Origin of the sequence: Agrobacterium sp. ST15.13.015 (genome assembly GCF_027871645.1) — a bacterium.
Classification (GTDB): domain Bacteria; phylum Pseudomonadota; class Alphaproteobacteria; order Rhizobiales; family Rhizobiaceae; genus Agrobacterium; species Agrobacterium leguminum.
In genome coordinates, this window is sequence record NZ_JAQAHF010000008.1 from 194658 (window position 1) to 221639 (window position 26982).

General features: G+C 60.2%; 25 protein-coding genes. 13 read left to right on the plus strand and 12 right to left on the minus strand.

Features of this window, described 5'->3' with window-relative positions; translation table 11 throughout:
* Positions 1-76 precede the first annotated feature (76 nt).
* From PIB16_RS14665 to PIB16_RS14685, 5 genes are read left to right on the plus strand one after another with little or no spacing between them, the layout of a single operon-like run.
* A complete protein-coding gene (locus PIB16_RS14665) occupies positions 77-307 on the plus strand; it encodes a hypothetical protein (RefSeq protein ID WP_104679818.1) in 231 nt (76 codons plus the stop codon).
* Positions 304-1782 carry a TolC family protein gene (locus PIB16_RS14670; protein ID WP_035264524.1) on the plus strand — a complete coding sequence of 493 codons (1479 nt, stop codon included), beginning with the start codon at positions 304-306 and terminating at the stop codon, positions 1780-1782. Before PIB16_RS14665 ends, PIB16_RS14670 begins: the two co-directional genes overlap by 4 nt.
* Before the next feature lie 14 nt (positions 1783-1796).
* A complete protein-coding gene (locus tag PIB16_RS14675; protein WP_080857638.1) occupies positions 1797-3146 on the plus strand; it encodes a multicopper oxidase family protein in 1350 nt (449 codons plus the stop codon).
* A gap of 53 nt (positions 3147-3199) precedes the next feature.
* Positions 3200-3676, plus strand: coding sequence for a cupredoxin domain-containing protein (locus PIB16_RS14680; protein WP_065657440.1), 477 nt, complete (start codon positions 3200-3202; stop codon positions 3674-3676).
* A gap of 23 nt (positions 3677-3699) precedes the next feature.
* Positions 3700-3984: a copper-binding protein gene (locus PIB16_RS14685; protein ID WP_003522073.1), complete on the plus strand. Its 285-nt coding sequence runs from the start codon at positions 3700-3702 to the stop codon at positions 3982-3984.
* Positions 3985-4071: 87 nt separating this feature from the next.
* Here the strand turns inward: PIB16_RS14685 and PIB16_RS14690 are convergent, their stop codons facing one another.
* The gene (locus PIB16_RS14690) at positions 4072-4908 is read right to left on the minus strand and encodes a phosphatase PAP2 family protein (protein ID WP_104679816.1); all 837 of its coding nucleotides are present in this window, start codon (positions 4906-4908) and stop codon (positions 4072-4074) included.
* Positions 4909-5080: 172 nt separating this feature from the next.
* On the opposite strand from PIB16_RS14690, the gene PIB16_RS14695 reads away from it, so the two are divergent.
* The 3 genes from PIB16_RS14695 (at position 5081) to PIB16_RS14705 (ending at position 8037) form a co-directional block, all read left to right on the plus strand.
* A complete protein-coding gene (locus PIB16_RS14695; RefSeq protein ID WP_104679815.1) occupies positions 5081-5779 on the plus strand; it encodes a response regulator in 699 nt (232 codons plus the stop codon).
* Positions 5776-6933 (plus strand): ATP-binding protein, encoded by a 1158-nt coding sequence (locus PIB16_RS14700; protein WP_104679814.1) that lies wholly within the window; start codon positions 5776-5778, stop codon positions 6931-6933. Before PIB16_RS14695 ends, PIB16_RS14700 begins: the two co-directional genes overlap by 4 nt.
* Positions 6934-7191: 258 nt before the next feature.
* A complete protein-coding gene (locus PIB16_RS14705; RefSeq protein WP_233282722.1) occupies positions 7192-8037 on the plus strand; it encodes a DUF535 family protein in 846 nt (281 codons plus the stop codon).
* A gap of 29 nt (positions 8038-8066) precedes the next feature.
* Here the strand turns inward: PIB16_RS14705 and PIB16_RS14710 are convergent, their stop codons facing one another.
* Positions 8067-9587, minus strand: coding sequence for an MFS transporter (locus PIB16_RS14710; RefSeq protein ID WP_065657445.1), 1521 nt, complete (start codon positions 9585-9587; stop codon positions 8067-8069).
* Between the two features lie 130 nt (positions 9588-9717).
* Here PIB16_RS14710 and PIB16_RS14715 point away from each other — a divergent pair, with 130 nt between their 5' ends.
* Entirely contained in the window at positions 9718-10572 is an 855-nt protein-coding gene (locus tag PIB16_RS14715; protein ID WP_003522061.1) for a LysR family transcriptional regulator, read from the plus strand.
* A 20-nt stretch (positions 10573-10592) separates the two neighbouring features.
* On the opposite strand, the gene PIB16_RS14720 is transcribed toward PIB16_RS14715, so the two are convergent.
* The gene (locus PIB16_RS14720) at positions 10593-11156 is read right to left on the minus strand and encodes an exonuclease (protein WP_065657446.1); all 564 of its coding nucleotides are present in this window, start codon (positions 11154-11156) and stop codon (positions 10593-10595) included.
* A gap of 27 nt (positions 11157-11183) precedes the next feature.
* On the opposite strand from PIB16_RS14720, the gene PIB16_RS14725 reads away from it, so the two are divergent.
* A complete protein-coding gene (locus PIB16_RS14725; RefSeq protein ID WP_065657447.1) occupies positions 11184-11966 on the plus strand; it encodes a pyrroline-5-carboxylate reductase in 783 nt (260 codons plus the stop codon).
* A 32-nt stretch (positions 11967-11998) separates the two neighbouring features.
* Here PIB16_RS14725 and PIB16_RS14730 read toward each other — a convergent pair whose 3' ends face one another.
* From PIB16_RS14730 to PIB16_RS14755, 6 genes are all read right to left on the minus strand, one after another.
* A complete protein-coding gene (locus PIB16_RS14730) occupies positions 11999-13597 on the minus strand; it encodes an MFS transporter (protein ID WP_065657448.1) in 1599 nt (532 codons plus the stop codon).
* Positions 13594-14034, minus strand: a complete 441-nt coding sequence (locus PIB16_RS14735; protein ID WP_065657449.1) for a DoxX family protein — start codon at positions 14032-14034, stop codon at positions 13594-13596. Before PIB16_RS14735 ends, PIB16_RS14730 begins: the two co-directional genes overlap by 4 nt.
* Before the next feature lie 196 nt (positions 14035-14230).
* Positions 14231-16213 carry an amidohydrolase gene (locus PIB16_RS14740; RefSeq protein WP_065657450.1) on the minus strand — a complete coding sequence of 661 codons (1983 nt, stop codon included), beginning with the start codon at positions 16211-16213 and terminating at the stop codon, positions 14231-14233.
* Positions 16213-16503, minus strand: a complete 291-nt coding sequence (locus tag PIB16_RS14745) for a XapX domain-containing protein (RefSeq protein ID WP_065657451.1) — start codon at positions 16501-16503, stop codon at positions 16213-16215. Before PIB16_RS14745 ends, PIB16_RS14740 begins: the two co-directional genes overlap by 1 nt.
* Before the next feature lie 71 nt (positions 16504-16574).
* Positions 16575-17267: a hydrolase gene (locus PIB16_RS14750; RefSeq protein WP_065657452.1), complete on the minus strand. Its 693-nt coding sequence runs from the start codon at positions 17265-17267 to the stop codon at positions 16575-16577.
* Positions 17268-17410: 143 nt separating this feature from the next.
* Positions 17411-18343 (minus strand): VOC family protein, encoded by a 933-nt coding sequence (locus tag PIB16_RS14755; RefSeq protein ID WP_065657453.1) that lies wholly within the window; start codon positions 18341-18343, stop codon positions 17411-17413.
* A 119-nt stretch (positions 18344-18462) separates the two neighbouring features.
* Between PIB16_RS14755 and PIB16_RS14760 the strand changes: the two genes are divergently transcribed.
* On the plus strand, positions 18463-19362 hold the full coding sequence (locus PIB16_RS14760) for a LysR family transcriptional regulator (RefSeq protein WP_065657454.1): 900 nt from the start codon (positions 18463-18465) through the stop codon (positions 19360-19362).
* 103 nt (positions 19363-19465) lie between these two features.
* On the opposite strand, the gene PIB16_RS14765 is transcribed toward PIB16_RS14760, so the two are convergent.
* From PIB16_RS14765 to PIB16_RS14775, 3 genes are read right to left on the minus strand one after another with little or no spacing between them, the layout of a single operon-like run.
* Positions 19466-20545, minus strand: coding sequence for an alpha/beta hydrolase (locus PIB16_RS14765; protein WP_065657455.1), 1080 nt, complete (start codon positions 20543-20545; stop codon positions 19466-19468).
* Positions 20546-20568: 23 nt separating this feature from the next.
* Positions 20569-21033: a cyclophilin-like fold protein gene (locus tag PIB16_RS14770; RefSeq protein WP_065657456.1), complete on the minus strand. Its 465-nt coding sequence runs from the start codon at positions 21031-21033 to the stop codon at positions 20569-20571.
* Positions 21030-22217, minus strand: a complete 1188-nt coding sequence (locus PIB16_RS14775) for an MFS transporter (RefSeq protein ID WP_065657457.1) — start codon at positions 22215-22217, stop codon at positions 21030-21032. The genes PIB16_RS14770 and PIB16_RS14775 overlap by 4 nt, the downstream gene beginning before the upstream one ends.
* Positions 22218-22343: 126 nt before the next feature.
* Between PIB16_RS14775 and PIB16_RS14780 the strand changes: the two genes are divergently transcribed.
* Positions 22344-23237 (plus strand): LysR family transcriptional regulator, encoded by an 894-nt coding sequence (locus PIB16_RS14780; RefSeq protein WP_065657458.1) that lies wholly within the window; start codon positions 22344-22346, stop codon positions 23235-23237.
* A 757-nt stretch (positions 23238-23994) separates the two neighbouring features.
* Complete coding sequence (locus PIB16_RS14785) at positions 23995-26964, plus strand: beta strand repeat-containing protein (RefSeq protein ID WP_271045786.1); 2970 nt, start codon at positions 23995-23997, stop codon at positions 26962-26964.
* The last annotated feature ends 18 nt before the right edge of the window (positions 26965-26982 follow it).

A 26982-nucleotide genomic window follows, 5' to 3' on the forward strand; every position in this document is an offset into this window, starting at 1 on the left:
CCGCCTTTGGGCAATGACCGTGCGTGAGCGGCTTTAGCGCCGCCGCGCCGTTGCATCTCCTGTTCGGAAAATACCCATGAACCCAATTTACATTGTGGTTGCGGCGCCCCTGCTTCTGGGCGGCTGCACAGCCACATCCATGATGAACGACGCCGCCTCCTATGACGACGCGGCAAACCCTTCGCTCGGCGCGACCCCCATCCGCTATCAGACCCCGGTCGCGGGTTACACGCACCGCGCGCCGGTGGACCCGAAGCCCTGGCGTAACCAGAACGATGCGCAGGCTCCGAAAGGAGACGCATCATGACGATACTTACCTTCAAACTCGGAGCGAAAATCGCGACCGCCCTTTGCCTGCCGTTTCTTCTCGGCGGCTGTGTCACGGCCGCCCAATATGCGTCGCGTGACGCCGGTTTCACCAATGTTTCGGCCAGGACATCCGAGGCGACAGGCAAGCAGGCGGTCTGGGTGCAGAACCGGGCCGAGGCGCAGGCGACGCAGGCCCGCGTCAAATCGCTGATGGCCGCCGGCAAAAGTCTCGATGTCGAGACGGCGGTGCAGGTTGCGCTCCTGAACAACAAGGGCCTTCAGGCAGCCTATGCCGATCTCGGCGAATCCGCCGCCACCGCATGGCAATCGACCATGCTGGTCAATCCGCGGGTCGGCATCGGGCTGACGGGGATCGGCACCCCGGGGCTCAGGGCCTATCAGGCGATAGAGGGTGTCGTCGTCACCAATATTCTGGCGCTGGCTACCCTCAAGAAAAATGTCGAGATCGCCGATACCGGCTTCCGCAAGGCGCAGCTTGGCGCCGCGCTGAAGACGCTGCAACTGGCGGCCGATACCCGCCGCGCCTGGATTACCGCGGTGGCGGCATGGGAAAATGTCGGCCAGCTGGCGCAGGCGCAGACCGCGGCGGATGCCGCCTCGGAACTTGCCGTGAAGCTTGGCGAGGCGGGTTCGCTCAACAAGGAGGGCCAGGCCCGCGAGCAAGTCTTTTACGCCGAGTTGACCGGCCAGATCGCCAGGGCGCGGCTTGAGGCCCGTCTTGCCAAGGAGGAACTGACCCGGCTGATGGGGCTGTGGGGAGCGGATATCGAATATACCATTCCCAACCGCCTGCCCCCGCTTCCGAAGGCGCTTACCAAACGGGACATGATCGAGGCCGAGGCGCTGCAGCGCCGCGTGGACTTGCAGATGGCAAAGCTCGATCTGGAGGCGACCGCCCGGTCGTTCAAGCTCACGGAAGCCACCCGATATGTGACCGATCTCGAAATCCGTTCCGGCTTCGAGACCGAGCGCGAGCTGGAAGACGGCGAAATCCACAAGCAGACCACCGGCAATGCCGAGCTGGAATTCGTCATTCCGATCTTCGATTCCGGTCAGGCGCGCATGCGGGAATCCGAACTCGCCTATATGCGCGCGGCAAACCTGCTGGCGGAAAAGGCGGTCAATGTCCGCTCGGAAGCCCGCTCCGCCTATCAGGCCTATCGCTCGAACTATGACATCGCCCGGCATTACCGCAACAGCGTGGTGCCGCTGCGCACCAAAATCGAGGAGCAGTCGCTGCTGACCTATAACGGCATGATCACCAACACCTTCGAGCTTCTGGCCGACAGCCGGGAAAAGGTCAATTCAAGCCTGCTCGCCATCAATGCGAAACGTGACTTCTGGCTCGCCGAGGCCAGCCTCGCCCCCGCCATTTACGGTGGCGGCACGGGTGCTGCGGCGGGCGCGGAGACCGAGGTTGCCGCCGCTGGCGGCGGCGGTGGCGGACACTGAGAAAGGAAACGACCATGTTTAACAGAAGAAACTTTCTGGGTGTCGGCGCCGCAATGGTCTCCTCGGCGGCCTGGGCGAAAACATCCAACACCAGCCTGCCGGAAGCGGCAGTGATGGAAACGGCTGCGACCCAGGCCCCGGTCAAGCCCACCACCGGCCCGGATTACAACCCCGTCGTCACCCTCAACGGCTGGACCCTGCCCTTCCGGATGAACAACGGCGTCAAGGAATTCCACCTTGTCGCCGAGCCGGTGGAGCGCGAAATGGCGGAGGGCATGACCGCCCGCCTCTGGGGTTATAACGGCCAGTCGCCCGGCCCGACCATCGAGGCCGTCGAAGGCGACCGGGTGCGTATTTTCGTCACCAACAAGCTGCCGGAACATACGACGATCCACTGGCACGGCATGATCCTGCCGTCCGGCATGGACGGCGTCGGCGGGTTGTCGCAACCGCATATCCCGGTTGGCAAAACCTTCGTCTACGAGTTCGACCTCGTGAAATCCGGCACCTTCATGTACCACCCGCATTCGGACGAGATGGTGCAGATGGCGATGGGCATGATGGGCTTCTTCGTGATCCATCCGAAGGACCCGGCCTTCATGCCGGTGGACCGCGACTTCGTGTTCCTCATCAATGCCTTCGACATCGATCCCGGCTCCTATGTGCCGAAGATCATGACCATGACCGACTTCAATCTGTGGTCATGGAACAGCCGGGTGTTTCCGGGCATCGATCCGCTGGTGGTTTCCAAGGACGACCGGGTGCGCGTGCGCGTCGGCAACCTGACCATGACCAACCATCCGATCCACATGCACGGTTACGATTTCGAGGTGACCTGCACGGACGGCGGCTGGGTGCGTCCCGAGGCGCGCTGGCCGGAGGTGAGCATCGATATCCCCGTGGGTGCGATGCGGGCCTATGAATTCGACGCCAAATATGTCGGCGACTGGGCAATCCATTGCCACAAGTCGCACCATACGATGAATGCGATGGGACATGACGTCCCGACCTTCATCGGCGTCGACAAGAAGAGCGTCGCAGAGAAAATCCGCAAGGTGCGGCCGGAATATATGCCGATGGGCACCGCCGGCATGGCCGATATGGGCGCGATGGAAATGGAAATCCCTGAGAATACCGTACCCATGATGACGGGATGGGGTCCGCACGGCCCCATCGAGATGGGCGGCATGTTCTCCGTGGTGAAGGTCCGCGAAGGCATCTCCGCGGGCGATTACTCAGATCCCGGCTGGTACGAAAACCCGCCCGGAACCCAGGCCTGGGAATGGACCGGCGAGTTGCCGGATACGACCAAGACCAATGACCCCAAAACGCAGATCACGCCGAAACCGATGAAACACGGCTGATCGCGCAGACCCCAACCCCCACAAGAACCGCACTAAAATCAAGGAAACATGGAATGACCAAACTGAAAATTGCACTGCTTCTCACCGCTCTCGCCACGCCCGCCCTTGCGTCGGGCACCCACGGCGGCGGCCATGAGGCGATGGCGATCGGCGAACCGGGCGACAAGGCCAAGGTGACCCAGACCATTCAGGTGACGATGAAGGAAACGCCGGACGGCAAGATGCTGTTCACGCCCACCAAGTTCGACTTCAAGAAAGGCAAGACGGTTCGCTTTGTCGTGAAGAATGTCGGCGAACTGGACCATGAGTTCATTCTCGACGAACAGAAGGCCAATTTGGAGCACAAGGCCGCCATGGAGAAGGCTCCGGAGATGGAGCACGACAATCCGAACGCGATCAGCCTCGCGCCCGGCGAAAGCGGCGAAATCATCTGGAAATTCACCAATGACGGCATGTTCGAATTCGCCTGCCTGAAACCCGGACATTACGAGGCCGGGATGCGCGGCGATCTCAAAGTTTCTGCAAAGTAACCCGGCAACAAAGGAATCCGACCATGAAGACCATCGTTAAAATCACCGTTGCAGCAGCACTCCTGCTCACCGCTCCCCTCAGTGCATTCGCAGAGGAATTCACCAAGGGAACGGTAAAGAAGGTCGATGCCGCGGCCAAGAAGGTCACTATCATCCATGAAGAACTGAAGAACCTCGACATGCCAGCCATGACGATGGTGTTCCGCGTCAAGGACGATGCGATCCTCGCCAAGCTCAAGGAAGGCGCCAATATCGAGTTCGTCGCCGAACGCGCCGACGGCAAGCTGGTCGTTGCCCAGGTGAAATAAGGCCATCTTGCCACTCCGCAAGAAGCAGCAGGGCAGCGGTTTTCCGCTGCCCTTCTTGATATTGGGCGGATGGGATTCCCCTCCGCCTTATAGTTCCGCAAATGGCCTTGTTTCCGCGGCGGGCCGCGTCCCGTCGACCCTGCGGGAAAAGGCGGCGTCTATCGCCTGCCGGTTGTTCATGAACGGCCGCCGGAGCAGAAGGAACACCGCAAGCATCAAGGGCCAAGCAATCAGGACATCTGAGAGGAAGTGAGCGCCCATTGCCACCCTGTTCAGGGAGACAATCACGATGAATGGCGCCAGTATCGCGATGCCGATCAGGCGAAATTTCTCTGGCAGGAGAATGGTGAAGGCAAGAAGAGCGGCTGCGGAAGCGCTTTCACCGGAAGGAAAAGAGCAATTTCGGACACAGCCACCGTCAAGGGAAAGAACCGGTGTAAACAACAGGTCTCCCCCGAACTCGCCGAGATGGCGAGGTCTTGCCCTGCCAAACGCGTTTTTCAGTATATGAACCGTGGCACCCGGTCCCAGAGCAAAAAAGACGCCAATAAGCAGCAGCTTGTGCGGTGGTAAAACCCGAGGCAGGCCGCCCGAAAATGGCATGAGGACAAGCATGCACACCAGCCCCGACAACAAAACCGGCGGAAGCATGCGGTTCAGATCTCGGACGGAAACCAGGAACTCGTCCTCGCCAAGGTGGAAACGGTCCGTCCAGAATTGCCGGCTCACCTCAAGATCGATATCCGACCTGATCGTGAAGACGATCATCATCGCTAGAGCGACCAGAAGAGCCAGCAGGGAGGAACTGCCGGCGGCCCGCAAAAAAGCGTGACGGGCGACATGGATGGCGCCTGCGCGAAATTTCGACCTCCGGGTCCAATTCCGCTTTTTCCGGTCGGTTTTACTGGCGAGAGGCTGGTGCATGGCCAGTTCTCTTCCGCAGAAATGTCAAGGCTTTGCGGAGAAAGAGACAAGACTGCAAGGAAAGCGGCACTGACAGTGTTTATTCGGGGATGGAGGCTCTTGCCCGATGTTTCGCATCCGCTTAGCGTCCCGGCGTTACCACGGTTTACAAAAGCAGATTTGCGGATCGAGTATGGACAAAGGGCTTATTCTGATCGTCGAAGACGACCCCGATATTATTCAGATTCTGGACGCCTATCTTATTCGCGAAGGATACAGAACCGTCAGGGCGAGCGACGGAGAAATAGCGCTGACGCATTTCTCCATGTTGAGACCGGATCTGGTTCTCCTCGACATTCGCCTGCCGAAGTTCGATGGCATCGAGGTGTTGAATCGCATCCGGCGGGAACGGGATACGCCTGTCATCATGGTCACCTCCCTTGCGGAGGATATGGACAAGCTGACCGGCCTTCGCCTCGGCGCTGACGATTACATCGTCAAACCTTTCAATCCCCACGAATTGATCGCGCGGGTGAATGCCGTGCTAAAACGCACGCGACAGCCGGCCGCCGATGGGGTCTTACGCTTCGGGGCCATTGAAGTAGACACCGAAGCCTATGTCGCGGCCGTTTGCGGCGATGGGGGACGGACCGTTCTACCCCTGACGCTGAGCGAGTTCAGGATACTCGCCCATATGACGCGCCGCCCCACCCACGCCTTTCAGCGCGCCGATATTCTGGATGCCTGCCTGCCGGAAAGCGATGCGCTAGCGCGCACCATCGACACGCACATCGCCAATCTGCGCAAGAAACTGGCGGATCATGGCGCCTGCGGTTATCTGGTCTCGGTGCGCAGCGTCGGTTATCGGCTGGCCGGGGAGCAGAAACCATGAAACTCTGGCGACTGCGCCTGCGCACGATGACGGCGATCACGATCACCACGATGCTCATCTTTGCCGTCGCGTTGGTCTACTTCGGCGTTTCCTGGTATGCGGACAATATTGAAGAGCGCATCATCGCCCAGCTGTCGCCCGATGCCTCCAAGGCGTTTTCGGATATCGACCGGGGCGTGATGCCGGATCAGCGCCAGCTTCAGGCCCTTATCGAGGTTTTGCCGGGCCTGGAGGATGAGGCGGATAACGAGCTTATCAAATCGGTATTCCTCTTCGGATTGCTCGCTGTCCTTCTGTGCAGCCTGCTCGGTTATTTCATCTCCCGGCGCATTGCGGCACCTCTCGGCGAACTTGCCGATGCTGCTCGGCGCATGGCGACCGGCGATTTCAGCGGAGGCGCAAAGATCAAGGCGAACCCCATCGCCGAAGTCGCATTTCTGGTCGACAGTTTCGAGAGCCTGACGCGGGAACTTCAGATGATGGAGCGCCGGCTGAAGTTCAACACGATGGCGGTGGCCCATGAATTGCGCACCCCGCTGACGATCCTGCAGGGCCGTTTGCACGGCATCGCGGATGATGTCTTTCCCCTCGACAAGCAAGCCATTCGCCACCTCATCGTCCATGTGGAAGGGCTGGCGCGTCTTGTCGATGATTTGCGCACACTTTCCCTGGCGGAAACCAACAGCCTCGTCAAAGACACACAACCGCTTGATCTTGCCGCCGAATGCGCGGCCGTGGCTGAAGCGGCGCGGCCGCTGATGGATGAGGCCGGCATCGATATCGATATGTCGCTGGAGCCCGCACCCATTTGCGGCGACCGCCAACGCCTTCGGCAGCTATTGCTGATCCTGATGGACAATGTGCGCCGCTATGCGGCGAGCGGCAAATTTCTGCGCTGTTCGACCGGGCTTCAGGATGGGCGGCCCTTCGTCGCGATCGAGGATAAGGGGCCGGGCTTTCCCCCCGGCGTCGAGGCACACGGCATCGAACTCTTCTGGCGGATGGAACCGTCACGCGCGCGCAAAACCGGCGGCACGGGGCTTGGCCTGTCGATTGCCCGCGCAATCGCTCGGGCGCATGACAGCGATCTGCAGATAAAGACACGACCGGACGGCGGAGCCATCGTGACGGTTGTCTTTGGGAAAACCTCCTGAAATCTCCCGGCCAACCGTCTCTTTGCGGTTGCTTGTTTTGCGCTGAGGCAACAAACCGGTCTTCACGTAGGGCAGGCCGTTTCTCGACAGAATCTTGACAATTCCGGCGCATGCCCCGGCTGAACGCCATGTTCTGCCGGAAGCCCATTTATGTCGCGCATTCAAGATGCTGCCGTTCTGGCAGAGAAACTCCCGGTCACGGATGATGTGGCCCAGACGGTTTCGGAAACACCCCGTTTTTTGTTGCTCTGGAGAATTATGACCTTTGCCCGGCGCGCCTACTGGAAGCGGGCGGTCCTTTTCTGGCTGCGTTTTGCGGCCAATCCATTGGTCACCTTTCGGTGGTGGCGGTTTCTGGCGGATTTTTCAGCAGAGCGAAAATTGCCGCTCCCGCATGACGACCTTCTTCAGAAACCCCTGTCGAAACTCCTCATCAATAAAGTTTCCCGGAAGAGACGGCTGGTTTTTCTCATGGATAATTTCGCAATTGCGGACCGGCATTTTTCCAGGAGCGTCATGGCCGGGCTGTGGGCGGGAAAGACCATTGATATGGGCACGGTTCGCGGCCGGAATGATGAATATCGATGCATACTGGCGCTCGCGGATTGCTGCGGCGGCCGGCACGAGGGTGCTTTTTCCGTCAGACTCATTCGCAGCCATGACAACACCATTCTCTGGACAGCAACATTCACTTTCGTTGAAGGGCGCGAGACACAGAACCACACGATTGTCGTTGGCGGCATGCAGGGTCCGCGCGCCGCGAAAGAGCAAATGGTGTCGATGACGCGCGACCTCTCGGGGCTTCGTCCGAAGGAGGCTGCACTCATGGTTCTGCAAGGCCTCGCCGCCGAGGGTGCACATGACTATTTCGCTGTCGCCCATTCCAGGCACCCCATCCGTTACCGGCGCGCCCGGCGGCAAAAAATGATGGTTTCGGACATCGATGCTTTCTGGCGGGAACGCTCTGGCGAGCCGGATGAAATATTCGGTTTCAAAGTACCCTTCTCCAGCCTCGAGGGTGGAGATAAACGCAGCCATATGAAGCTCACTTTTTTCAACCTCGGCAAACGTCTCGCCGAGGCCAGAATAAACGAAAGCGCCTGAGGCTCGTCCCAGGTTGCCTGGACGTCGCACTAGTCATGAGCAGGTTTTCGCGCCGGACCGAAGATCATGAAACTGATGGCGGCAAGGAAACAGACGCTGATGCCGGCATAAAGCATGACCAGACCAAAACCGTCCGCAAGCGCCTGATGGACGAGCTCTTGCGAAACACCCTGCGCAGAAGTGCCGGCGGTGCCCGCCGCGATCTTTTCCGCAAGCGACTGCAACGCCTCGATATCCGCAGCGGATGGCAGGTTTGCCCGAAGCGAAGCCCGGACGCCCTCGACCAGAATGAAACCCATGATCGGGATATTGATGGCGAGCGAGATCATGCGCGCACTCATGTCGATGCCCGAGGCCATGCCGGAACGGGCGGGGGAAACCGCTCCCGTGGTGGTGTTGGTAACAGGCGTATTGGTCAGCCCGAGCCCGATACCGGCGAGGATGCAGCCGGGCAGCATGGTGAGCCAGCTCGCATTTTCGATGCCGCTTCCCAATTTCATCAGCATGAAACCGAGGCCGATGGTGAACAGCCCGGCCGGAATGACGAGGCGCGGCTGGTAGCGCAGCGACAGGCGCTCCGCCAGCGGCGGCACCACCAGCGCCGGCAGCGTATAGGCAAGCAGGCCGAGGCCGGCGGTGACGCTGTCATAACCGAGGCCCGCCTGAAACCAGATCGGCAGATAGATCATGAACGGCCAGAAGCTGATATTCATCGCCGCAGAACCGATGATCGCCCCGGAAAAAGGCCGAATGCGGAACACGGAGAAGTCGAACATCGGTCTTGAACTAAGCTTTTCAGCAATCACGAAGGCAATGAAGCTCGCAGCCGCGACACCGAGGATCAGAAGCGCCGCCGGGCTCACAAAACCGAGCGCGGGCCCCTGGGTGATGAAAAAGGCAAGGCAAAAAACGGCGACCGAAAGGGTGACCATGCCGGCAAGATCGAGACGCGCCGCCTCCGGATCACGCGATTCTCCGACGCCGCCCGTGGCAAGCAGCCATGTTCCCGCGCCAAGCACGACGTGAACGAGGAACACCCATTCCCAGCTCCACAGCGCAACGATGGCGCCGCCGATGATCGGGCCGAAGCCCAGCCCCACGCCCGAGACGATGCCCCACCAGCCGAACGCCATCCCGCGTTCGCGGGCCGTGCGGAACTGATGCGACAGGATGGCGATCTGGCACACCAGCATCGCCCCGCCGCTCAGCCCCTGAAGGAAACGGGCGCCGATCAGCACCGAGACGTTTTCCGTCATTCCGCAGGCCAGAGAGGAAAGCGCGAAAGCGACGATGCTGGCGATAAAGACACGTTTGCGGCCGAAGCGATCTGCCAGCGCGCCCGTCGCCATCAGCACCATCGTCACGCCGATGGTGTAGGCGTTCATGATCCACTGAAGCTGGCGGAAATCCGCATGCAGCACCTGTTCGAGTGTTGGCAGGATCGCCGGAACGCTGGAGATTTCCAGTCCGAACATCAGGGCGGAGAGACAAACGGCAGCAAGCGCCATGGCGCTTCTGCTGCTTGCGGGTGCGGCAACGGCAAGGGTCATTCTTCAGCCTTTCATGGGTCGGCCCGCACTTGCGAAAACCGATCAGTGGAGGAGGCACGCTAGACAAAGCTTGACCATAACTGAATTGGATGATTGGCTATTTCAGAGACAACAAATTGGAATAATCGATATGAGCACGCTGGATGTGGAGGCCGTCGAGGCCTTCGTTACCATCGCCGATATGCAGAGCTTCACCCGCGCTGCCGAAGCGCTCGGCACCACACAGGGCGCCATCAGCGTCAAGCTCAAGCGGCTGGAAGACAGGCTCGGCCAGCGGCTGCTCGAACGCACACCGCGCTCAGTGCGGCTTTCAGCGCAGGGCGCGGTGTTTCTGGCACCCGCCCGCGAGTTTCTCGCCGCGCATGACCGGGCGCTGGCGGGTCTTTCCTCCCCGCGCCGCCGTTTCGGCCTTGGCATTGCCGCCCATGTGGCGGGACCGGAGGTTCCGACCCTTCTTGCACGCCTCAACGACCATGACCCCGGGCTTACGATTGAAGTGCGCATGGATCATTCCCGATCCCTGCTGGACGCCTTCGACCGTGGGGAGATCGACGCGGCAATCATCCGGCGCGAGGACGACCGGCGCGACGGCGAGGTGCTCGGGCCGGAACATTTCGGCTGGTATGCAACCCCGCAGTTCGAACACCGTCAGGGCGAACCGCTGCGGCTGGCGGCGCTCTCGCCCGCCTGTGGCGTGCGTGACATCGCCACCCGCGCCCTGGACGCAGCTGCGATTGCGTGGACGGAGGTGTTTCTTGGCGGCACATCGTCGATGGTGACCGCCGCCGTCTCGGCCGGACTTGCGGTTTCCGCCTTCTCTTCCCGCCTCGCACCGCCCGGCACAGTGGAGGTCAGCCAGCGTTTTGGCCTGCCGCCCCTGCCCTCCACGGAAATCATCATGTTTTCCACCCTCACGGACAGCAGATCCCGGGAAGCCTTACGCACGCTTGCCGCCGCCTTTCGCGAACATCGGCCGGGATCGTGACGCAATCCGTCTGACACCGGCTAAACACCGAACACCTCCGGCGTCAGTTTTCCGCCCTTCAGCAGATGTTGCAGCGTATAGGAAACCGAAAGCGCATCATCGAGCGCATCGTGCCCCTGCAATGGCGGATGCTCGACACCGTAATAATCGGCCAGCCTGTTGCTCGGCGTTTTTGCCAGATCCTCCAACGGCATTCCCGCTGCAAGCAGAAGTTTGACGGCATTGTCGAAACGGTTGGCAGGGATGGGTGGCTGGATGCCGGCGACATAACAGCTGATCGCCACCATATTCAGCTCGTCCTTACCCCATGACCAGCACTGGGCACCTTCCGTAAAACTGTCGAAGCTTGAAAGGGCCTCCTGCAATGGAACGCCTTCCACATCGATGATCTCCCCCGTGATCCCCGTCAGCCGGGTGAAGAACGGATCGATCGCATATCTTTCGCCATGACGGTCGACCGGACATATATAGGCCTTATAGGTCCCCAGAAGCGGAAAAAGCCGGCATTCGACGGGTCCCGCCTCAGCCTCGACCGCAAATTTCCCCCTCTGCTTGTCGACAATTCCGGACGGAAAAATTAGCATCGCGCGAAACGCCGCAGCGGAGCAATCATGTCACTTCCTCAGAAAATCGGTTTTATCGGAACGGGAGCCATCACCGATGCAATGGTCAGGGGCCTGCTCGCCAGACCTGCCGCCGTGCCGCATGTCATGGTGTCCCAGCGCAGTGCCGATATCTCGGCGAGACTTGCCGCCGATTTCCCGCAGGTGATCGTCTCCGGCGACAATCAGGCAATCGTCGATGGCTGCGATACCGTCATGCTGGCTATCCGGCCGCAGATCGCTGAAGAAGTCATCCGGCCCCTGCGGTTCCGGGACGGGCAGAAGATCGTCAGCGTCGTTGCCGCAACCGGCCGTGAGGCGCTTCTGGAGTGGATCGGCGCGGATGTGCGTCTCAGCCAGGCGATCCCGCTGCCCTTCGTTGCCCGGCGCAAGGGCGTCACCGCCATTTATCCTGCCGATATGGATACAGCTGCTATCTTCAACGTGCTCGGCAATGCGGTGGAATGCGAGACCAAGGCGGAATACGATCTTTTGGCCGCCGCCAGCGCTCTGATGGCCACCTATTTCGGCATCATGCAAACCACGACGGAATGGCTTGCCGAGAACGGTCTGCCGGAAGAAAAGGCGCGCGCCTATCTCGCGCCCCTCTTTGCCGGCCTGTCCGAGGTGGCCATGCTTGCCGGCAGCAGGACGGATTTCATCGATCTCAGCCGTGAATTCGCCACCAAGGGCGGCCTCAACGAGCAGGTTCTGCTGGATTTCGACAACAAGGGCGGTTCAGGGGCCCTGAAAGATGCACTGAGCCGTGTGCTGGAGCGGATCACGCAATAACGAAAAAGGGGCCTTTTCGGCCCCTTTCCGTTTTACGCCTTCCCCGGGCGGTTGATTGTGAGGAAGTGCCGCACCACCGGCTTTTCCAGCCCGGAATGATAAGCCAGCACCTTGCCCTGCAAATCCGCATCCGCGTGGGAAACCCGCTTGTGCTGACGCAGATGCTCGGCCCAGGATTCCACCATAAACCATTCGACGATCTTCTGCGGATCGGCGGAGTCCTCCGTCACGCCCCAGCCATAGGCGCCATCGCGGCGACGTTCCTGGGAAAGCTCGTCCAGTGCATGCAGGAAAGCGGAGCGGTGATGCTTTTCGACATTATATTCGATGAGGATCAGAACCGGGCCGCGATCATGGGCCACCGGCTCGGCCACGAGCGGTTCGGGCCAATGGTTGGACGGCACCATATCCGCATCACCTGCAGGCAGTTTCAGGCGGTGCATGACAAGGCCCGCAACCAGCAGTCCCGCAGCACCGATCAGCAATGCACCCGACACGCCTGTGGCTTCACCAACAGCACCCCAGCCAAGGCTGCCGGCTGTCATCGCGCCGTTGAAGACGGTGAGATAGACAGCAAGGCCACGGCCACGCACCCAGTTTGGCAGAACTGCCTGGGCGGCCCCGTTCAGCGTCGTCAGAGCGGTGATCCATGCGCCGCCGAGGAACAGCAGGACGATGATGGCAAGCCACTTCGGCGGTGCGAGCGAAAGCGCGGCCATGACCAGTGCGGTAATGACGACAGCACCGAGAAGCAGGGCATCTGCATCGAAACGTTCGCGCAGCTTCGGCATGACCAGCGCGCCGCCGATGGCGCCAGCGCCGACAGCACCGAGCAGGATACCGTAGAAGCTTGCATCTCCGCCGAGCAATTGCCGGGCAACCAGGGGCAGCAGCGCCCAGACGGCGCTGGCGAAAGCGAAGAAGATCGCGGCCCGCAGCAGCACGACATGAAGCGGCTTGCTGGCACGGGTGTAACGAAGGCCCGCCCGGAAAGCGCCGAGGAAACCTTCGGCCAGCGCATCATCAGCGTTCTTTACCCGCGGCCACCACAAAAGGGCGGCGATGACGACGAAGTAACTGGCGACATCGGCGCCATAGGTAAAGGCCGCCCCGAAGGCCGCAAGAAGGATGCCGCCGGCGGCGGGACCGATGGAACGGGCGATGTTGATGCCCAGCGAGTTCAGCGCCACGGCGCTTTTGATGTCCTCACGTTTCACCAGTTCCGGCACGATGGCCTGCCAGGTCGGCCCCATCAGCGCCGCACCGATGCCGCCGAGGAAGGTGAGCCCGATCAGCGCGCTGACGGACAAAAGGCCGGTATGGGAAAGAACCATGAGGGTGACGCTGACCGAGGCCAGCAGAAGCTGCACCGCAATCAGGAACTTGCGGCGGTCGAGAATGTCGGTCAGCACGCCGGCCGGGATCGCCAGAAGAAAGATCGGCAGGGTTCCGGCCGCCTGAACCATGGCGACGGCCGCCGGCGAGGCGGAAAGATCGGTCATCAACCATGAACTGGCGACATCGCGCATGAAGCTGCCGGTATTGCCGAGCACCGTCGCCGCCCAGAGGACCGCGAAAACCGGTTGTGCAAGGGGAGCAAAGCTGCTCGCGGAGGTTTTTGCGGCACTCATTTGCCTGTTCCTTTCGTGAGATCGATTGCGGCGACGATGATAAAGGCGCCGGCAAGGCCAAGATGTTCGAAGAAGGCGTTGGTGGCCATCATGCGGTCCATGCCGGGCGCCATTTCCCAGAAGCGGAGAGCGATGAAGGTGGCGAGAAGCGTGAAGCCTGCAAGCGCCAGCGCACCGGCCCAGCGCAGGAAGCCCGACACCACCAGTGCGGAGGCGGTGAGCTCGAACAGGATGACGACGACAGCGAATGCGACCGCCGGCTGAAGGCCAAAATGGTTCATCTCCGCAATCGCGCCGGGAAAGTCGAAGATCTTGGTCAGCGGCCCCTGAATATAGGCCGAGCAGAGCGCCAGAAGCGCTAGGGTTTTTGTGGTGGGTGCGGCAACGATATCCGCGAGAAGCCCGCGAAGGCGAAAGGTTGAAGACGGCTCGGTCATTTGTTGCTCCTGCGATCTGGCCGGTCGGTTCGAGCGGCGCTGCGTTCATCTGATGGAGCGATATTGGCGCAAAGGATTACCGCCAACAATTGCATCAATAGTTTCGATATAATTGCGTAATTTGCAACATTATCCCATTCACGCTCGGCCGGGCAGCAGCTATCCGCTGCCCGGTGGATATTTGTGCTGGCCGGGCTCAGACTGCCCAGCAGGAGCAGCCCAGCGCTCCGAAAAAGCCCTTCAGATCGGCAATCGGCAATTTCGACGTCCATGCGCCGGCGTGGTCGTGGCCGTGAACGCCGCAATCATTGGCGCAGCCGCAGGAGGAGATCGCAGCCCGTCTGAGTGAATTCTTTCCAGCGCCCTGCGGCTCACCCCAGGCGGCATAACCGCCGAAGGTTCGCACAGGCGACCAGTCGGGCATGGCCGGCGGAATATTGCTTTCGTCCAGCGTTCTGAAGTCACCGGCGCCATAGACGATCTTGCCGCCCACCATGGTCAGTTCCGAGGTGAGGAAGGAAATTTCATCTTCCGCGCAGGAGAAATAATCCTTGTCCGGCACCACGAGATCGGCGAACTGGCCTTTTTCAATGCGGCCCTTTTTGCCCTCCTCGTTCGAGAACCAGGTGACTTTTTCGGTCCACATGCGCAGCGCCGTCTCGCGGTCGAGGCAATTGGCGCGCGGATAAAGCTGCATGCCGCCGACCGTCTTGCCCGTCACCATCCAGAACAGCGACACCCAGGGATTATAGGAGGCGACACGCGTTGCGTCCGTACCGGCCGAAACGTTCACGCCCTTTTCCAGCATCCGCGCAATCGGCGGTGTGGCTTCCGCCACGCCCTGGCCGTAACGCTCCACGAAATATTCGCCCTGATAGGCCATGCGGTGCTGGGTGGCGATGCCGCCGCCAAGGGATGCGATACGGTCGATGGAGCGGTCGGAGATGGTTTCGGCATGATCGAAGAACCAGTTCAGCCCTTCGAGCGGGATATCCCGGTTGACCTTTTCGAAGACATCAAGCGCCCGCGAAATCGTCTCGTCATAGGTGGCGTGCAGACGCCAGGGCCAGCGGTTTTCCGCCAGAATGCGGACGACGTCTTCGAGCTCGCCTTCCATTTCCGGCGGCATGTCCGGGCGCGGCTGGCGGAAATCCTCGAAATCGGCAGCGGAAAAGACCAGCATTTCGCCTGCGCCATTGTGCCGGAAATAGTCGTTGCCCTGCTTGTATTTGACCGATGACGTCCAGTTGAGGAAATCCTCCTTCTCCTGTTTCGGCTTCTGCGTGAAAAGGTTGTAGGCCAGCCGAACCGTCATCTGGTTCTCATCCGACAGCTTCTGGATCACCTCGTAATCGTCAGGATAATTCTGGAAGCCGCCGCCCGCGTCGATCACGCCGGTCACGCCCAGCCGGTTCAGCTCGCGCATGAAGTGGCGGGTGGAATTGACCTGATAATCGAGCGGCAGCTTCGGCCCCTTGGCAAGCGTCGAATAGAGGATGCCGGCATTCGGCTTGGCGAGCAGCAGGCCGGTCGGATTGCCGTTCGCATCGCGGGTGATCTCGCCGCCGGGCGGGTTCGGCGTATCCCTGGTGTAACCGACGGCGCGAAGCGCTGCGCCGTTCAGCAATGCCCGGTCGTAAAGATGCAGCAGGAAGACCGGCGTATCCGGCGCCACCGCATTGATTTCCTCGATGGTCGGCAGGCGCTTTTCAACGAATTGATGCTCGGTGAAACCGCCCACGACCCGCACCCATTGCGGGGCAGGCGTGATCGCCACCTGACGCTTCAGCATGTCCATGGCATCGGCAAGCGAGCGCACGCCGTCCCAGCGCAGTTCCATGTTGAAGTTCAGGCCACCGCGCACGACGTGGGTGTGGTTGTCGATCAGGCCGGGCAGAACCCGCTTGCCTCTAAGGTCGATGATCTTCGTATCCGGCCCGGCAAGGGCCATGACCTCGGCATCGCTTCCGACCTCCAGGAACAGGCCATCCTTGATGGCGACTGCCGTTGCATTGGGATTGCCGCGATCAAGCGTCGTGACGCGGCCGTTGTGAAGGATCGTATCTGGATGCATAGAAGAACCTCCGGTCTTGATGGGATCAGCGGCCTTAGCCGGTGAAAACAGATTCGGAAAGGCAAGGCTCGAGGCCGCGCCAAGAAAGGTGCGTCGTGTCGGCATCAGCTTCTCTCCCGGTTGATCGGCTGTTTAACTTCGGCGAGACCCGTGGTTTCAGCGCCACCCTTCGGCATATGGCCGAACATGTGCGGCTTGATCTGGTTGATCCACGAAACGACGGCCGGTTCCTTGCCGGCAATCGTCTTTGCGAAAGGAATGATCTGCTCTCCAACCAGGATGCCGAGCAGACCGACGAGAGCGATGACGGGCGGTGCGGGAGAACGCACATTGAGCAGGCTGTAAACGATACCGACCAGCAGGCCAGCGCCAAGGGACAGAAGATAGACTTTCATGGGAACCTCCGGATGGGTGAAAGCCGCACCGGGCTGGATGACGATCCTGCCGGTGCGGCGCGGTTGAAAGCTTATTTCTTGGCCGGGTTGGGGCCGATGCGCTTGCCGTGCTTGACGCGTTCTTCACCGCCATGGACATGGGTGACGGCATAGTCGATGCCCATGCCGTAGGCGCCGGAATGTTCCTTCACCAGCGAGGTGACGGCGTCATAGGTTTCCTTGCGTGCCCAGTCGCGCTGCCATTCCAGCAGCACCTGCTGCCAGGTGACGGGAATGATGCCGGCCTGCACCATGCGGTCCATGGCATATTTGTGCGCGTCGACAGAGGTGCCGCCGGAGGCGTCCGCCACCATGTAGATCTCGTAATCTGCGACATCGTGGAGTGCGGAGAGCGCAAAGGTGGTGTTGCACACTTCCGTCCACAGGCCGGAGACGACGATCTTCTTGCGGCCACCGGCGGCGTTCTTCGCCAGCGCATCGCGGACATTCTGGTCGTCCCAGGAATTCATCGAAGTACGCTCGAGAATGTCGTTTTCCGGGAAGACCGCAAGCAGTTCCGGAAAGGTGTTGCCGGAGAAGCTTTCCGTTTCGACCGTGGTGATGGTCGTCGGAATGTTGAAAATCTTTGCCGCCTTGGCGAGGCCGACGACATTGTTCTTCAGGGTCTGCCGGTCGATGGACTGCACACCGAAAGCCATCTGCGGCTGCTGGTCGATGAAGATGAGCTGGCTGTTGGCGGGGGTAAGGACTTCGAGCTTGGACATTTTCAGTTCTCCGTTCAGGTGGTGGTTGCCGATCTGCGGCGGTGGAAATTGAGAAGGCTTCGCCGGCCGGCTGCCGGGCAGGGGCAGCCGTCTTGAAAAGCGAGGGTCTGTCTTGGTCAGTGGGTGCGGATCAGAGACCCGCTTTATGCCGCAAGCGGAGCGAGGTTCGCCTCGATCTGATTGCGGAAAGGCTCGTAGCGGCTCGGCAGCTTGAGCGCTTCGCCCAGATGCGCGGTATCCTCGTCGCGATCGAAACCGGGCTCATTGGTGGCGACCTCGAACAGGATGCCGCCCGGCGTGCGGAAATAGATCGCCCAGAAATAATCGCGGTCGATGACGGGCGTGACCTGATAACCCGTATCCATCAGCGCCTTGCGCACTTCCAGCTGCTTCTCGCGGTTTTCGACTGCGAAGGCGATATGGTGGACCGAGCCCGCTCCCGAACGGGCAAAGGGTGTCTTGGGCAGGGCCACAAGATCGATCGTATCTGCCCCGTTGCCGCCGGGAATGACGAAACGCGTCACATTGCCTTCAACGTCAGTCCGCTCATAACCCATGAAACGCAGCAGTTCTTCGGTTGCGGCAGTGTCATGCAAATTGAACCGTGCGCCGGTGAAACCGCGTATGGCTTTGTCTTCGGAAATTCCCTCGGCCAGCCAGGCGGCACGGGCGTCGTCACCTGTTTCGATCAGAGCAAGACCATCGCCATCGGGGCCGGTGAAGCGCAGGCGATTGGCGCCGAAGACCGTGTCGGCCTGAATGCCGGCAGCGCCTTTGGCGAGGAGACGCTCTTTCCAGAAACCCAGCGAACCCTTCGGAATGGAAAACTGCGTCTCGCCCACTTCGCCGACGCCGGGACGGCCGGCCATCATGTTGGCGAAGGGAAAATAGGTCATGACCGTGCCGGGCGTTCCCTTTTCGTCGCCGTAATAAAGGTGATAGACGCTGGGTTCGTCGAAGTTGACGGTTTTCTTCACCCGGCGCAGGCCGAGCGTATCGGTGAAGAAACTGTTGTTCTGCCGCGCGTCCGACGCCATGGAGGTGACGTGGTGCAGGCCCTTGATATCCTTGATCATCGTCGGCGCCTTTCATCTTTGGTGTGTCCGTTTCGATGGACAAAGATGTAACCCGCTTGATTGCATCGCGGAATTGCAATATTTTTCTCGAATGAATTGCGATTTTTGAAATAATGGCGATGAACGATCATAAAGCTCTCAAAACCTTTCTGATGGCGGCCGAAAAGCGCAACTTCGCGCAGGTCGCCCGCGAACTGGGCATGACGGCAGCCGCCGTCACCCGTGCGATTGCCGCGCTTGAAGACGATCTCGGTGTGCAATTATTCGTCCGCACCACCCGGCAGGTTTCCTTGACGACGGACGGGGCGATCTTCGCCGCACAGATCCAGCCCGCGGTCGAGGCGCTGGAGAATGCCCGGCGCGATGTCCGCAACGCCCACAAGGCCGATGAGGGGCGTCTGAGGATCAGCGCGCCGACATGGCTCGGCAAAACCGTGCTGCCGCCGATCCTGTCCGGCTTCCGGGAACTCTATCCGAAAATGTGCTTCGAGATTTCGCTCTCGGACGGCCTGATCAATATCGTGGATGACGACTACGATCTGGCAATCCGCATTTCGTCCGCCCCATCGGACAAATTCACCATCTGGCGCAAGATCAGGGCCGTGCCGAGAATATTGGTGGCGGCCCCGGGCAGCCGGTTTACGCAGATGGAACATCCGAGCGAGCTGACCCCTGACGATTGCCTTGCCTATAGCGGTGAAAGCCGCCGGGAGAACTGGGTCCTGTCGGACGGCGGATCGAGCATCACCATATCGGCCGGCCGGGCATTCAGCGCCAATAGCGGCGAGGTTCTGGCCGATATGGCAGCGGAAGGCGCCGGTGTGGCCCTGCTGCCGGGATTTAATATCGCCGAACATATCCATAGCGGCCGGCTCGTTCATGTGCTGCCCGGCTGGGTGCCACCCGAACTCTGGCTGACGCTTTATTATCCGCCCTATCAGGCGCTGCCACCCCGTATTGCGACTTTCTCGAAATTTTTCGAAGAGCAGTTGCCGGCACATATGGTGATGCTGGACTAGAGCCGGCAGCACTGACAGTGCCGACGCGCACGAGCGCGCCGGCCTGAGGCGTAAAATAATGTGACGGCAGCTACGGCTGCCGTCACATGTTTATGGTCGTCTTCTACGCGAGATGCTGATTGAAGAAGGCGGCGATCCGGTCGAACGGGATCTTGTCGGCGCGGTCATAAAGGTCCGTGTGGTTGGCGTCCGGAATGATCACCAGCTCCTTCGGTTCGGCAGCCGCGGCGAAAGCGGTCTCGCTGAAATAGCGGGAATGCGCTTTTTCCCCATGGATGAACATCACCGGCCGCGGCGATATTTCGGCGATATAGGTCAGGATGGGCATGTTCATGAATGACAGCGGTGTCGTCTGCGTCCAGGCATTGCCGGAGTTGACGGCACGCGAATGGTAACCGCGCGGTGTCCGGTAATAGTCGTGATAATCAATCAGGAACTGCGCTTCGCCACCCTTGAGATCGTTATAAGGGGGTTGATAGGCGGGGCTTCCCTTTTCCGCATCCTGCCAGCGCTGCCGGCTCATCTGCTCCAGCGCCTGCGTGCGTTGTTCGAGGGTAACGCTGTCGTTGTAGCCTTTGGACATCACCCGCGTCATGTCATACATGGTGCTGGCCACGACTGCCTTCACGCGCTTGTCCACCGCCACGGCATTCAGCGCCATGCCGCCCCAGCCGCAGATGCCGATAACACCGATGCGCTCGCGATCCACGTAGGATTGCAGCCCGATATAGTCGACCGCGGCACTGAAATCCTCGGTATTGATATCCGGCGACGCGACGTTCCGGGGCTCACCGCCGCTTTCTCCGGTATAGGACGGATCGAACGCCAGCGCGGCAAATCCGCGCTCCGCCATGGTCTGTGCATAAAGGCCGGACGACTGTTCCTTCACCGCACCAAAAGGACCGCTGATGACAAGAGCAGCCAAAGGCGCAGCTCCGCGGTTCTTTGGCAGGTAAAGATCGCCTACGAGAGTAATGCCGTATCGGTTCCTGAACGAGACCTTCTGGTGGTCGACATTGTCGCTCTTCGCGAAGACCTTGTCCCACGAAGAGGTTTGGGCGAAGGCCTGCGTCGCACCCGCCACCTGCACCATGCCCATTGCGGCGGCGACGATGCCCGTTGCCTTCATCAGGTTGCGCCTGCCGGTATTGCAGGTTTCACTCGTTTCGATTGGCTTGCTCATGCTGGGAACTCCTGGGGTTCGGTTCATTGGACGCGTTCAACACGCAGCGGAAATTCCCCAGGGATATGAAGCGCTTCATAGCCTTGATCGAAGCGTCCCAGCCGGATGAGGCCGGGATGCCTGTAGTCGGCATAGAACATCGCGAGATTGCCCCAGGGCATGTAATAACAAAGGTCGTAAGGCCGCTCATTGTCGAACGGACCATGGCCTTCGACTGTCAACTTTCGAGGGAGATAGGCGATCTTCTCATTGGAGCCGAAGTCGGCGATCTTGAGATCGAGCGGCAGCATGGATGCAAAATCGCGCGCCGACGGATTGTCGTAGAGCGTCGCGATCATTGTGTTTTCTCCGAAAGTCAGCTTGATCTTCAAACCGGTCTTCTCCTGATTGTCGGCGCCGCTTTTGCTGAGGGCTCGCCCGGGCAAGATGAACGCGGCGGCCATCGCCAGCAGGATGCGTCGGGCAGGAACCATCGGGCGCACATTCATGACGGCCTCCGCGCCAGCCGCCAGGCGGCAACAGACGCAAGCGAGGAGCAGCAGAGCAGCAATGCGCTCAACGTGAAGGCGGACCACCAACCGAAACTGTCGAATAAAATTCCACCGACCGAGGCCCCCGCCGTGATCGCCAGTTGAATGACGGCAACCTGAAGCCCGCCGCCGGCCTCGGCATCGTCGGGCAGAATGCGGCTCAGCCAGGTGCCCCAGCCAACCGGTGCGGCGGTTCCAAGAAAACCCCAGCCGACAAGGGCGGCGATGACTGGACGTTCCGCTTCGCCAAAGACGACCATGGAGAGCGCGATACCGGCCATCATCATCGGAATGACCACAAGAATGCTGAAGAGACGGCGTTGCAGCAGTCGACCGATGACCCATGTTCCGACCGCCCCGGCCAGTCCCATGATCAGCAGCATCAGTGACAGCACCGTGATTTCGACCCGCGTGACCTGTTCGAGAAAGGGCCGCAGATAGGTGAAAAGTGCGAACTGGCCCATGAATAACAGCAGGATCGCGATCATGCCCGCTGCGACGGCTGGACGTCCAAGCAGCCTGAAGACATTCGTGGATGCGCGGTCGCGCCGCGGCGGGAGTTCCGGCAGGACGATCCATTGCCATAGTAGTGCAAGCAGGCCGATCGGCACGACAAGAAAGAAGGCGCCGCGCCAGCCGATATAGGCGCCCAGCAGGCTGCCGAGCGGGGCGGAAACCGTTGCCGCGACCGCATTGCCGGCATTCAGCAGGGCAAGCGCCTTCGGCACCTGGGCATGGGAGACAAGACGCATCACGATGGCGGTGGACATCGACCAGAAGCCGCCGATCGAAATGCCGAGCAAGGCGCGGCCAAGCATCAAAACCGGGAAAGACGGTGCAAGGGTGACCACGATTCCGGACAACATCAGCAGCGCCGTCAGGCCGAGCACGACAAGGCGCCGGTCGAGCCGCCGGGTCAGGCCGGCAATGAACAGGCTGGTGATGACCGCAAAGATGCCGGAGACGGAGATCGCCTGCCCCGTATTGCCTTCCGAAACACCGAGATCGGCGGCGATCGGCGTCAGCAGGCTGACGGGCATGAATTCCGAAGCGATCAATACGAAGGCGCAGAGCGTCATGCAAAGCACGGCGCTCCATGCCGCGCGCCTGCTGCCCATCTCTTCGTCATAAGTGAGTGCCATTCGCCCAGATCCCACTAAAATCCCGGTTTCTTTCAATGGCGGCAAGATATTGCCGGGCGACTTTGCGGACAATCCGTGCTAATTCGCATGGACTTATCGAAATTCAATATTAATTGGCGAGGTTTGATGCAGCGAGAGGACATGAAGGATCTTCTCTGGTTCATGGAGGTTGCTAAGGAGCGGAGCTTCACAAAGGCTGCGGCGACGCTTGGAACATCGCAGTCGACATTGAGCTACACAATCAAGCAGCTGGAAGCCCGGCTGGGCGTGCGGCTCCTGACACGGACGACACGCAGCGTTGCCACCACGGAAGCCGGCGAGCGCCTGTTTTTGTCCATCGCTCCGCGATTTCAGGGGATCGAGGCGGATTTGGCGGACCTCGTCGCCTTTCGTGAAAAACCCTCAGGCACCGTGCGCCTCACCTTGTCCGATCACGCCCTGCAAACGACCGTCTGGCCGAAGCTGAGCCGCGTACTCACCAACTATCCTGACATCCATGTCGAACTCTATAGCGACAATGGCATGCGCAATATTGTCGAGGAACGCTTCGATGCCGGCGTGCGACTGGGCGAGAGCGTCGACAGGGACATGATTGCCGTCAGGATCGGTCCGGACTGGCGGCTCCGGGCCGTGGCTTCGCCGGACTACTTCGCCAGACACGGCATCCCTGCCACGCCCCAGGATCTGGTCGGCCATGTCTGCATCAATACACGTCAGGCCACCTGGGGTGGATTTTACACCTGGGAGTTTGAAAAGGACGGGCGAGAATTGCGGGTCAGAGTTGAGGGGCAACTCAGCTTCAACTCATCGATTTCCCAGATCGACGCGGCGATGAAAGGCTACGGGATCGCATATATTCCCGAAGACCTTGTCGAGGAGCACATCGCCGAAGGGAGATTGCAGGCGGTTCTGGACAATTGGAGCGCACCCTTCACCGGCTATCACCTCTATTACGCCAGCAGGCGCCAGATGTCTCCGGCAATGAAGGTAATCATCGATGCCCTGCGCCATCATGCCTGATACCGGGGATTGAAGTCTTGCCAAGGGCAGCTGGTCGCCAAATCAGCCCGTCATTGGTGGCGGGTCATTGCGCCTTGGACACCAGTTTTCCCCATCGGGATATCGCCGAATCATCGCACGATCCCGTGCCCGCCCGTCTAAAGCATTGCCGTGGCCCGGAAACCGGAAAGAACAGCTTCCGCTTTAAAAAAACCAACTACACGGCACCCGAAATAACGGTGACAAAGCAAAGCATTGTCCGATTCTGGCAGCCGTTACATAGGTGGGTCAGCGCCCGGCAAGAATCGCGGGACAGTTTTAGATGAAAATAACGGTCAAACCCTTGCGCGTTCGCCCCTCCAAACGGATACTACTTATCCGTGAGCCATCACGTCTGATTGCCCGCAGTGGAAGCTGATCGAAACGATAGTTGGCTTCGTGATTTTATACTCTACAAGACTCTAAGATACGAAAACATCAAGAATAAAATGCGACGCCTCCAAATATTAACTAGGCTTTAAATGTTGGCCTGATATGACACGCTCGTCGCGAAAATCTTAAGCGGCAGAAATTATTGAGCGGCATTCGCACAAGCTAGCGTGGAAAATCCGGGCCCCTATCTCCGGCTCGAATTGCATGAAGCGTTTCCAGCGCAGGTTCACATGAGCCATGTTCTCCACAATTTCGCTTTATTTGCGGATGTCGGACCGCTGTCATCATAGGCAGTGTCTGGCAGCAGATAGGCGTGACCATCCGCCATTCGGTAAAGGACACGTTCATGACTTCGATCCTCTCCTCATTGTCTGCTGTGCAGATTTCCAAGCTTTCGACGTCCACCATTGCCAGCCTGACGTCGGAAGACGTGAATGCTCTTGATAGCACCAAAATCAAGGCTCTTTCGTCATCTCAGATCGCGTCTTTGAGCACGGATAACCTTGCTCTTTTCAGCTCTGAGGACCTGCGCGCCATTTCCGTGACGGCAGTCAAGGGTCTGACCCTCACCCAGATGGCGAAACTGAGCTCCGCTCAGGTCAGCAGCCTGTCGTCCTCTCAGGTTACCGCCCTTTATGCCAGCCAGATTGACGCCCTTTCGACCGACCAGATCAAGGCACTCAACTCGTCTCAGGTCGCAGGCCTCAGCTCCGCTCAGGTTGCAACACTGAGCAGCGACGAACTGGCCCTCTTCTCTACCGACGAGATCAAGGCGATCAGCGCCACTGCCATCGCTGGTCTTTCCACAGCAGCCATCGCCGCTCTCAGCACCGACAATGCAGCCGCGCTGACAAAGACGCAGATCGCCGCCTTGTCTTCCACGCAGTTCAATGCGCTCAGCTCCGGCAGCCTTGCAACCTTCTCGGCAGACGAAGTCAAGGCGATCAGCACCAAGATCCTTGCTGGTCTCGATGTGACCAAGCTCAGCACCGGCAATATCGCAGCACTCAGCAAGGCGCAGGTTTCGGCGCTCTCTACGGCGCAGTTTGCGGCCATGTCGACTGATCAGATCAAGGCGCTGACATCCGAGCAGGTTTCTGGCCTCAGCTCTGCTCAGGTCGCGACGCTCAGCAGCGACGAACTGGCTCTCTTCTCGACAGACGAGATCAAGGCGATCGCCGCCAACGCCGTTGCCGGCCTTTCGTCCGCAGCCCTCGCTGCCCTTACGACCGACAATGCATCTGCCCTGACGAAGACCCAGATTGCCGGCCTTTCGTCCACGCAGCTCAACGCATTGACCTCCGCAAACCTTGCCACCTTTACGGCAGACGAGATCAAGGCGATCACCACCAAGGCGCTCTCCGGTCTCGATGTGACCAAGCTCAGCACCGACAACATCGCCGCGCTGACCAAGGCTCAGGTAACGTCGCTTTCCTCGACGCAGTTCGCCGCCATGTCGACTGATCAGATCAAGGCGCTGACCTCCGAGCAGGTCTCTGGTCTGAGCTCCGCCCAGGTCGGCACACTGAGCAGCGACGAACTGGCCCTCTTCTCCACGGCAGAGATCGGCGCCTTGAGCGCCAATGCGGTCGCTGGCCTTTCCACGGCGGCTCTGGCTGCCCTTACGACCGACAATGCCACGGCCCTGACGAAGACGCAGATCGCCGGCCTCTCGTCCACGCAGCTCAACGCCCTGACCTCGGCTAACCTCGCCACCTTCACGGCGGACGAAGTCAAGGCAATCACAACCAAGGCGCTCGCTGGCCTTGATGTCTCCAAGCTCAGCACCGGCAATATCGCCGCACTCAGCAAGGCACAGGTTTCGGCCCTCTCAACGGCACAGTTTACCGCCATGTCGACCGACCAGATCAAGGCGCTGACCTCCGATCAGGTGTCCGGTCTCAGCTCCGCTCAGGTCGCGACGCTCAGCAGCGACGAACTGGCCCTCTTCTCCACCGATGAGATCAAGGCCATCGGCGCCAACGCCGTTGCCGGCCTTTCGTCCGCAGCCCTCGCTGCCCTTACGACCGACAACGCATCTGCCCTGACGAAGACCCAGATTGCCGGCCTTTCGTCCACGCAGCTCAACGCACTGACCTCCGCAAACCTTGCCACCTTTACGGCAGACGAGATCAAGGCGATCACCACCAAGGCGCTCTCCGGTCTCGATGTGACCAAGCTCAGCACCGGCAACATCGCCGCACTGACCAAGGCTCAGGTAACGTCGCTTTCCTCGACGCAGTTCGCCGCCATGTCGACTGATCAGATCAAGGCGCTGACCTCCGAGCAGGTCTCTGGTCTGAGCTCCGCTCAGGTCGGCACGCTCAGCAGCGACGAGCTGGCTCTCTTCTCCACGGATGAGATCAAGGCTATCGCCGCCAACGCCGTTGCCGGTCTTTCTACCGCAGCCCTGGCCGCCCTCAGCACCGATAATGCTGCGGCACTGACGAAGACCCAGATTGCGGGCCTCTCGTCCACGCAGCTCAACGCGCTGACCTCGGGTAGCCTCGCCACCTTCGCGGCAGACGAAGTCAAGGCAATCACTACCAAGGCGCTCGCTGGCCTTGATGTCTCCAAGCTCAGCACCGGCAATATCGCCGCACTCAGCAAGGCACAGGTTTCGGCCCTCTCCACGGCACAGTTTGCCGCCATGTCAACCGACCAGATCAAGGCGCTGACCTCCGATCAGGTGTCCGGTCTCAGCTCCGCTCAGGTCGCGACGCTCAGCAGCGACGAACTGGCCCTCTTCTCCACCGATGAGATCAAGGCCATCGCCGCCACTGCCGTCTCCGGTCTGACGACTGCGGCTATTACGTCGCTTACCACCGACAACGCCGCAGCACTGACCAAGACCCAGATTGCGGGCCTGTCTTCGACGCAGCTCAACGCCTTCAACTCCGCGAACCTTGCCACTTTCACGGCGGACGAAGTCAAGTCGATCACCGCCAAGGCTCTCGGCGGTCTCGACGCCACCAAGCTTAGCACCGGCAATATCGCCGCACTCAGCAAGGCTCAGGCCGCAGCACTGTCCTCGACGCAGTTCGCAGCCCTCTCGACCGATCACATCGCGGCACTGACCTCCGAACAGGTGTCTGGTCTGAATTCTGCTCAGGTCGCTACGCTCAACAGCACCGAGCTGGCGCTGTTCTCGACAGACGAGATCAAGGCTATCAGCGCCAATGCTGTCGCCGGTCTTTCCACCGCGGCTATCGGCGGCCTCAGCACCGCCCAGGCTGGAGCTCTTTCGGCCCAGCAGCTGAAAGTCATGAACGACGCACAGGTTGAAGCGGTCATCAAGGCTTACAAGGGTGTATAAAATTTAAGAAACAAGACA

Excerpts from the sequence above, each read along its gene's own strand:
- PIB16_RS14730 (WP_065657448.1), bottom strand. The coding sequence starts at position 13,597 with ATGAGTGCCGCAAAAACCTCCGCGAGCAGCTTTGCTCCCCTTGCACAA.
- PIB16_RS14760 (WP_065657454.1), top strand. The coding sequence starts at position 18,463 with ATGAACGATCATAAAGCTCTCAAAACCTTTCTGATGGCGGCCGAAAAG.
- PIB16_RS14740 (WP_065657450.1), bottom strand. The coding sequence starts at position 16,213 with ATGCCGACACGACGCACCTTTCTTGGCGCGGCCTCGAGCCTTGCCTTT.
- PIB16_RS14770 (WP_065657456.1), bottom strand. The coding sequence starts at position 21,033 with ATGAATGTGCGCCCGATGGTTCCTGCCCGACGCATCCTGCTGGCGATG.
- PIB16_RS14735 (WP_065657449.1), bottom strand. The coding sequence starts at position 14,034 with ATGACCGAGCCGTCTTCAACCTTTCGCCTTCGCGGGCTTCTCGCGGAT.
- PIB16_RS14685 (WP_003522073.1), top strand. The coding sequence starts at position 3,700 with ATGAAGACCATCGTTAAAATCACCGTTGCAGCAGCACTCCTGCTCACC.
- PIB16_RS14705 (WP_233282722.1), top strand. The coding sequence starts at position 7,192 with ATGACCTTTGCCCGGCGCGCCTACTGGAAGCGGGCGGTCCTTTTCTGG.
- PIB16_RS14675 (WP_080857638.1), top strand. The coding sequence starts at position 1,797 with ATGTTTAACAGAAGAAACTTTCTGGGTGTCGGCGCCGCAATGGTCTCC.
- PIB16_RS14755 (WP_065657453.1), bottom strand. The coding sequence starts at position 18,343 with ATGATCAAGGATATCAAGGGCCTGCACCACGTCACCTCCATGGCGTCG.
- PIB16_RS14680 (WP_065657440.1), top strand. The coding sequence starts at position 3,200 with ATGACCAAACTGAAAATTGCACTGCTTCTCACCGCTCTCGCCACGCCC.
- PIB16_RS14765 (WP_065657455.1), bottom strand. The coding sequence starts at position 20,545 with ATGAGCAAGCCAATCGAAACGAGTGAAACCTGCAATACCGGCAGGCGC.
- PIB16_RS14725 (WP_065657447.1), top strand. The coding sequence starts at position 11,184 with ATGTCACTTCCTCAGAAAATCGGTTTTATCGGAACGGGAGCCATCACC.
- PIB16_RS14785 (WP_271045786.1), top strand. The coding sequence starts at position 23,995 with ATGACTTCGATCCTCTCCTCATTGTCTGCTGTGCAGATTTCCAAGCTT.
- PIB16_RS14775 (WP_065657457.1), bottom strand. The coding sequence starts at position 22,217 with ATGGCACTCACTTATGACGAAGAGATGGGCAGCAGGCGCGCGGCATGG.
- PIB16_RS14710 (WP_065657445.1), bottom strand. The coding sequence starts at position 9,587 with ATGACCCTTGCCGTTGCCGCACCCGCAAGCAGCAGAAGCGCCATGGCG.
- PIB16_RS14670 (WP_035264524.1), top strand. The coding sequence starts at position 304 with ATGACGATACTTACCTTCAAACTCGGAGCGAAAATCGCGACCGCCCTT.
- PIB16_RS14690 (WP_104679816.1), bottom strand. The coding sequence starts at position 4,908 with ATGCACCAGCCTCTCGCCAGTAAAACCGACCGGAAAAAGCGGAATTGG.
- PIB16_RS14695 (WP_104679815.1), top strand. The coding sequence starts at position 5,081 with ATGGACAAAGGGCTTATTCTGATCGTCGAAGACGACCCCGATATTATT.
- PIB16_RS14715 (WP_003522061.1), top strand. The coding sequence starts at position 9,718 with ATGAGCACGCTGGATGTGGAGGCCGTCGAGGCCTTCGTTACCATCGCC.
- PIB16_RS14700 (WP_104679814.1), top strand. The coding sequence starts at position 5,776 with ATGAAACTCTGGCGACTGCGCCTGCGCACGATGACGGCGATCACGATC.
- PIB16_RS14720 (WP_065657446.1), bottom strand. The coding sequence starts at position 11,156 with ATGCTAATTTTTCCGTCCGGAATTGTCGACAAGCAGAGGGGGAAATTT.
- PIB16_RS14665 (WP_104679818.1), top strand. The coding sequence starts at position 77 with ATGAACCCAATTTACATTGTGGTTGCGGCGCCCCTGCTTCTGGGCGGC.
- PIB16_RS14780 (WP_065657458.1), top strand. The coding sequence starts at position 22,344 with ATGCAGCGAGAGGACATGAAGGATCTTCTCTGGTTCATGGAGGTTGCT.
- PIB16_RS14750 (WP_065657452.1), bottom strand. The coding sequence starts at position 17,267 with ATGTCCAAGCTCGAAGTCCTTACCCCCGCCAACAGCCAGCTCATCTTC.
- PIB16_RS14745 (WP_065657451.1), bottom strand. The coding sequence starts at position 16,503 with ATGAAAGTCTATCTTCTGTCCCTTGGCGCTGGCCTGCTGGTCGGTATC.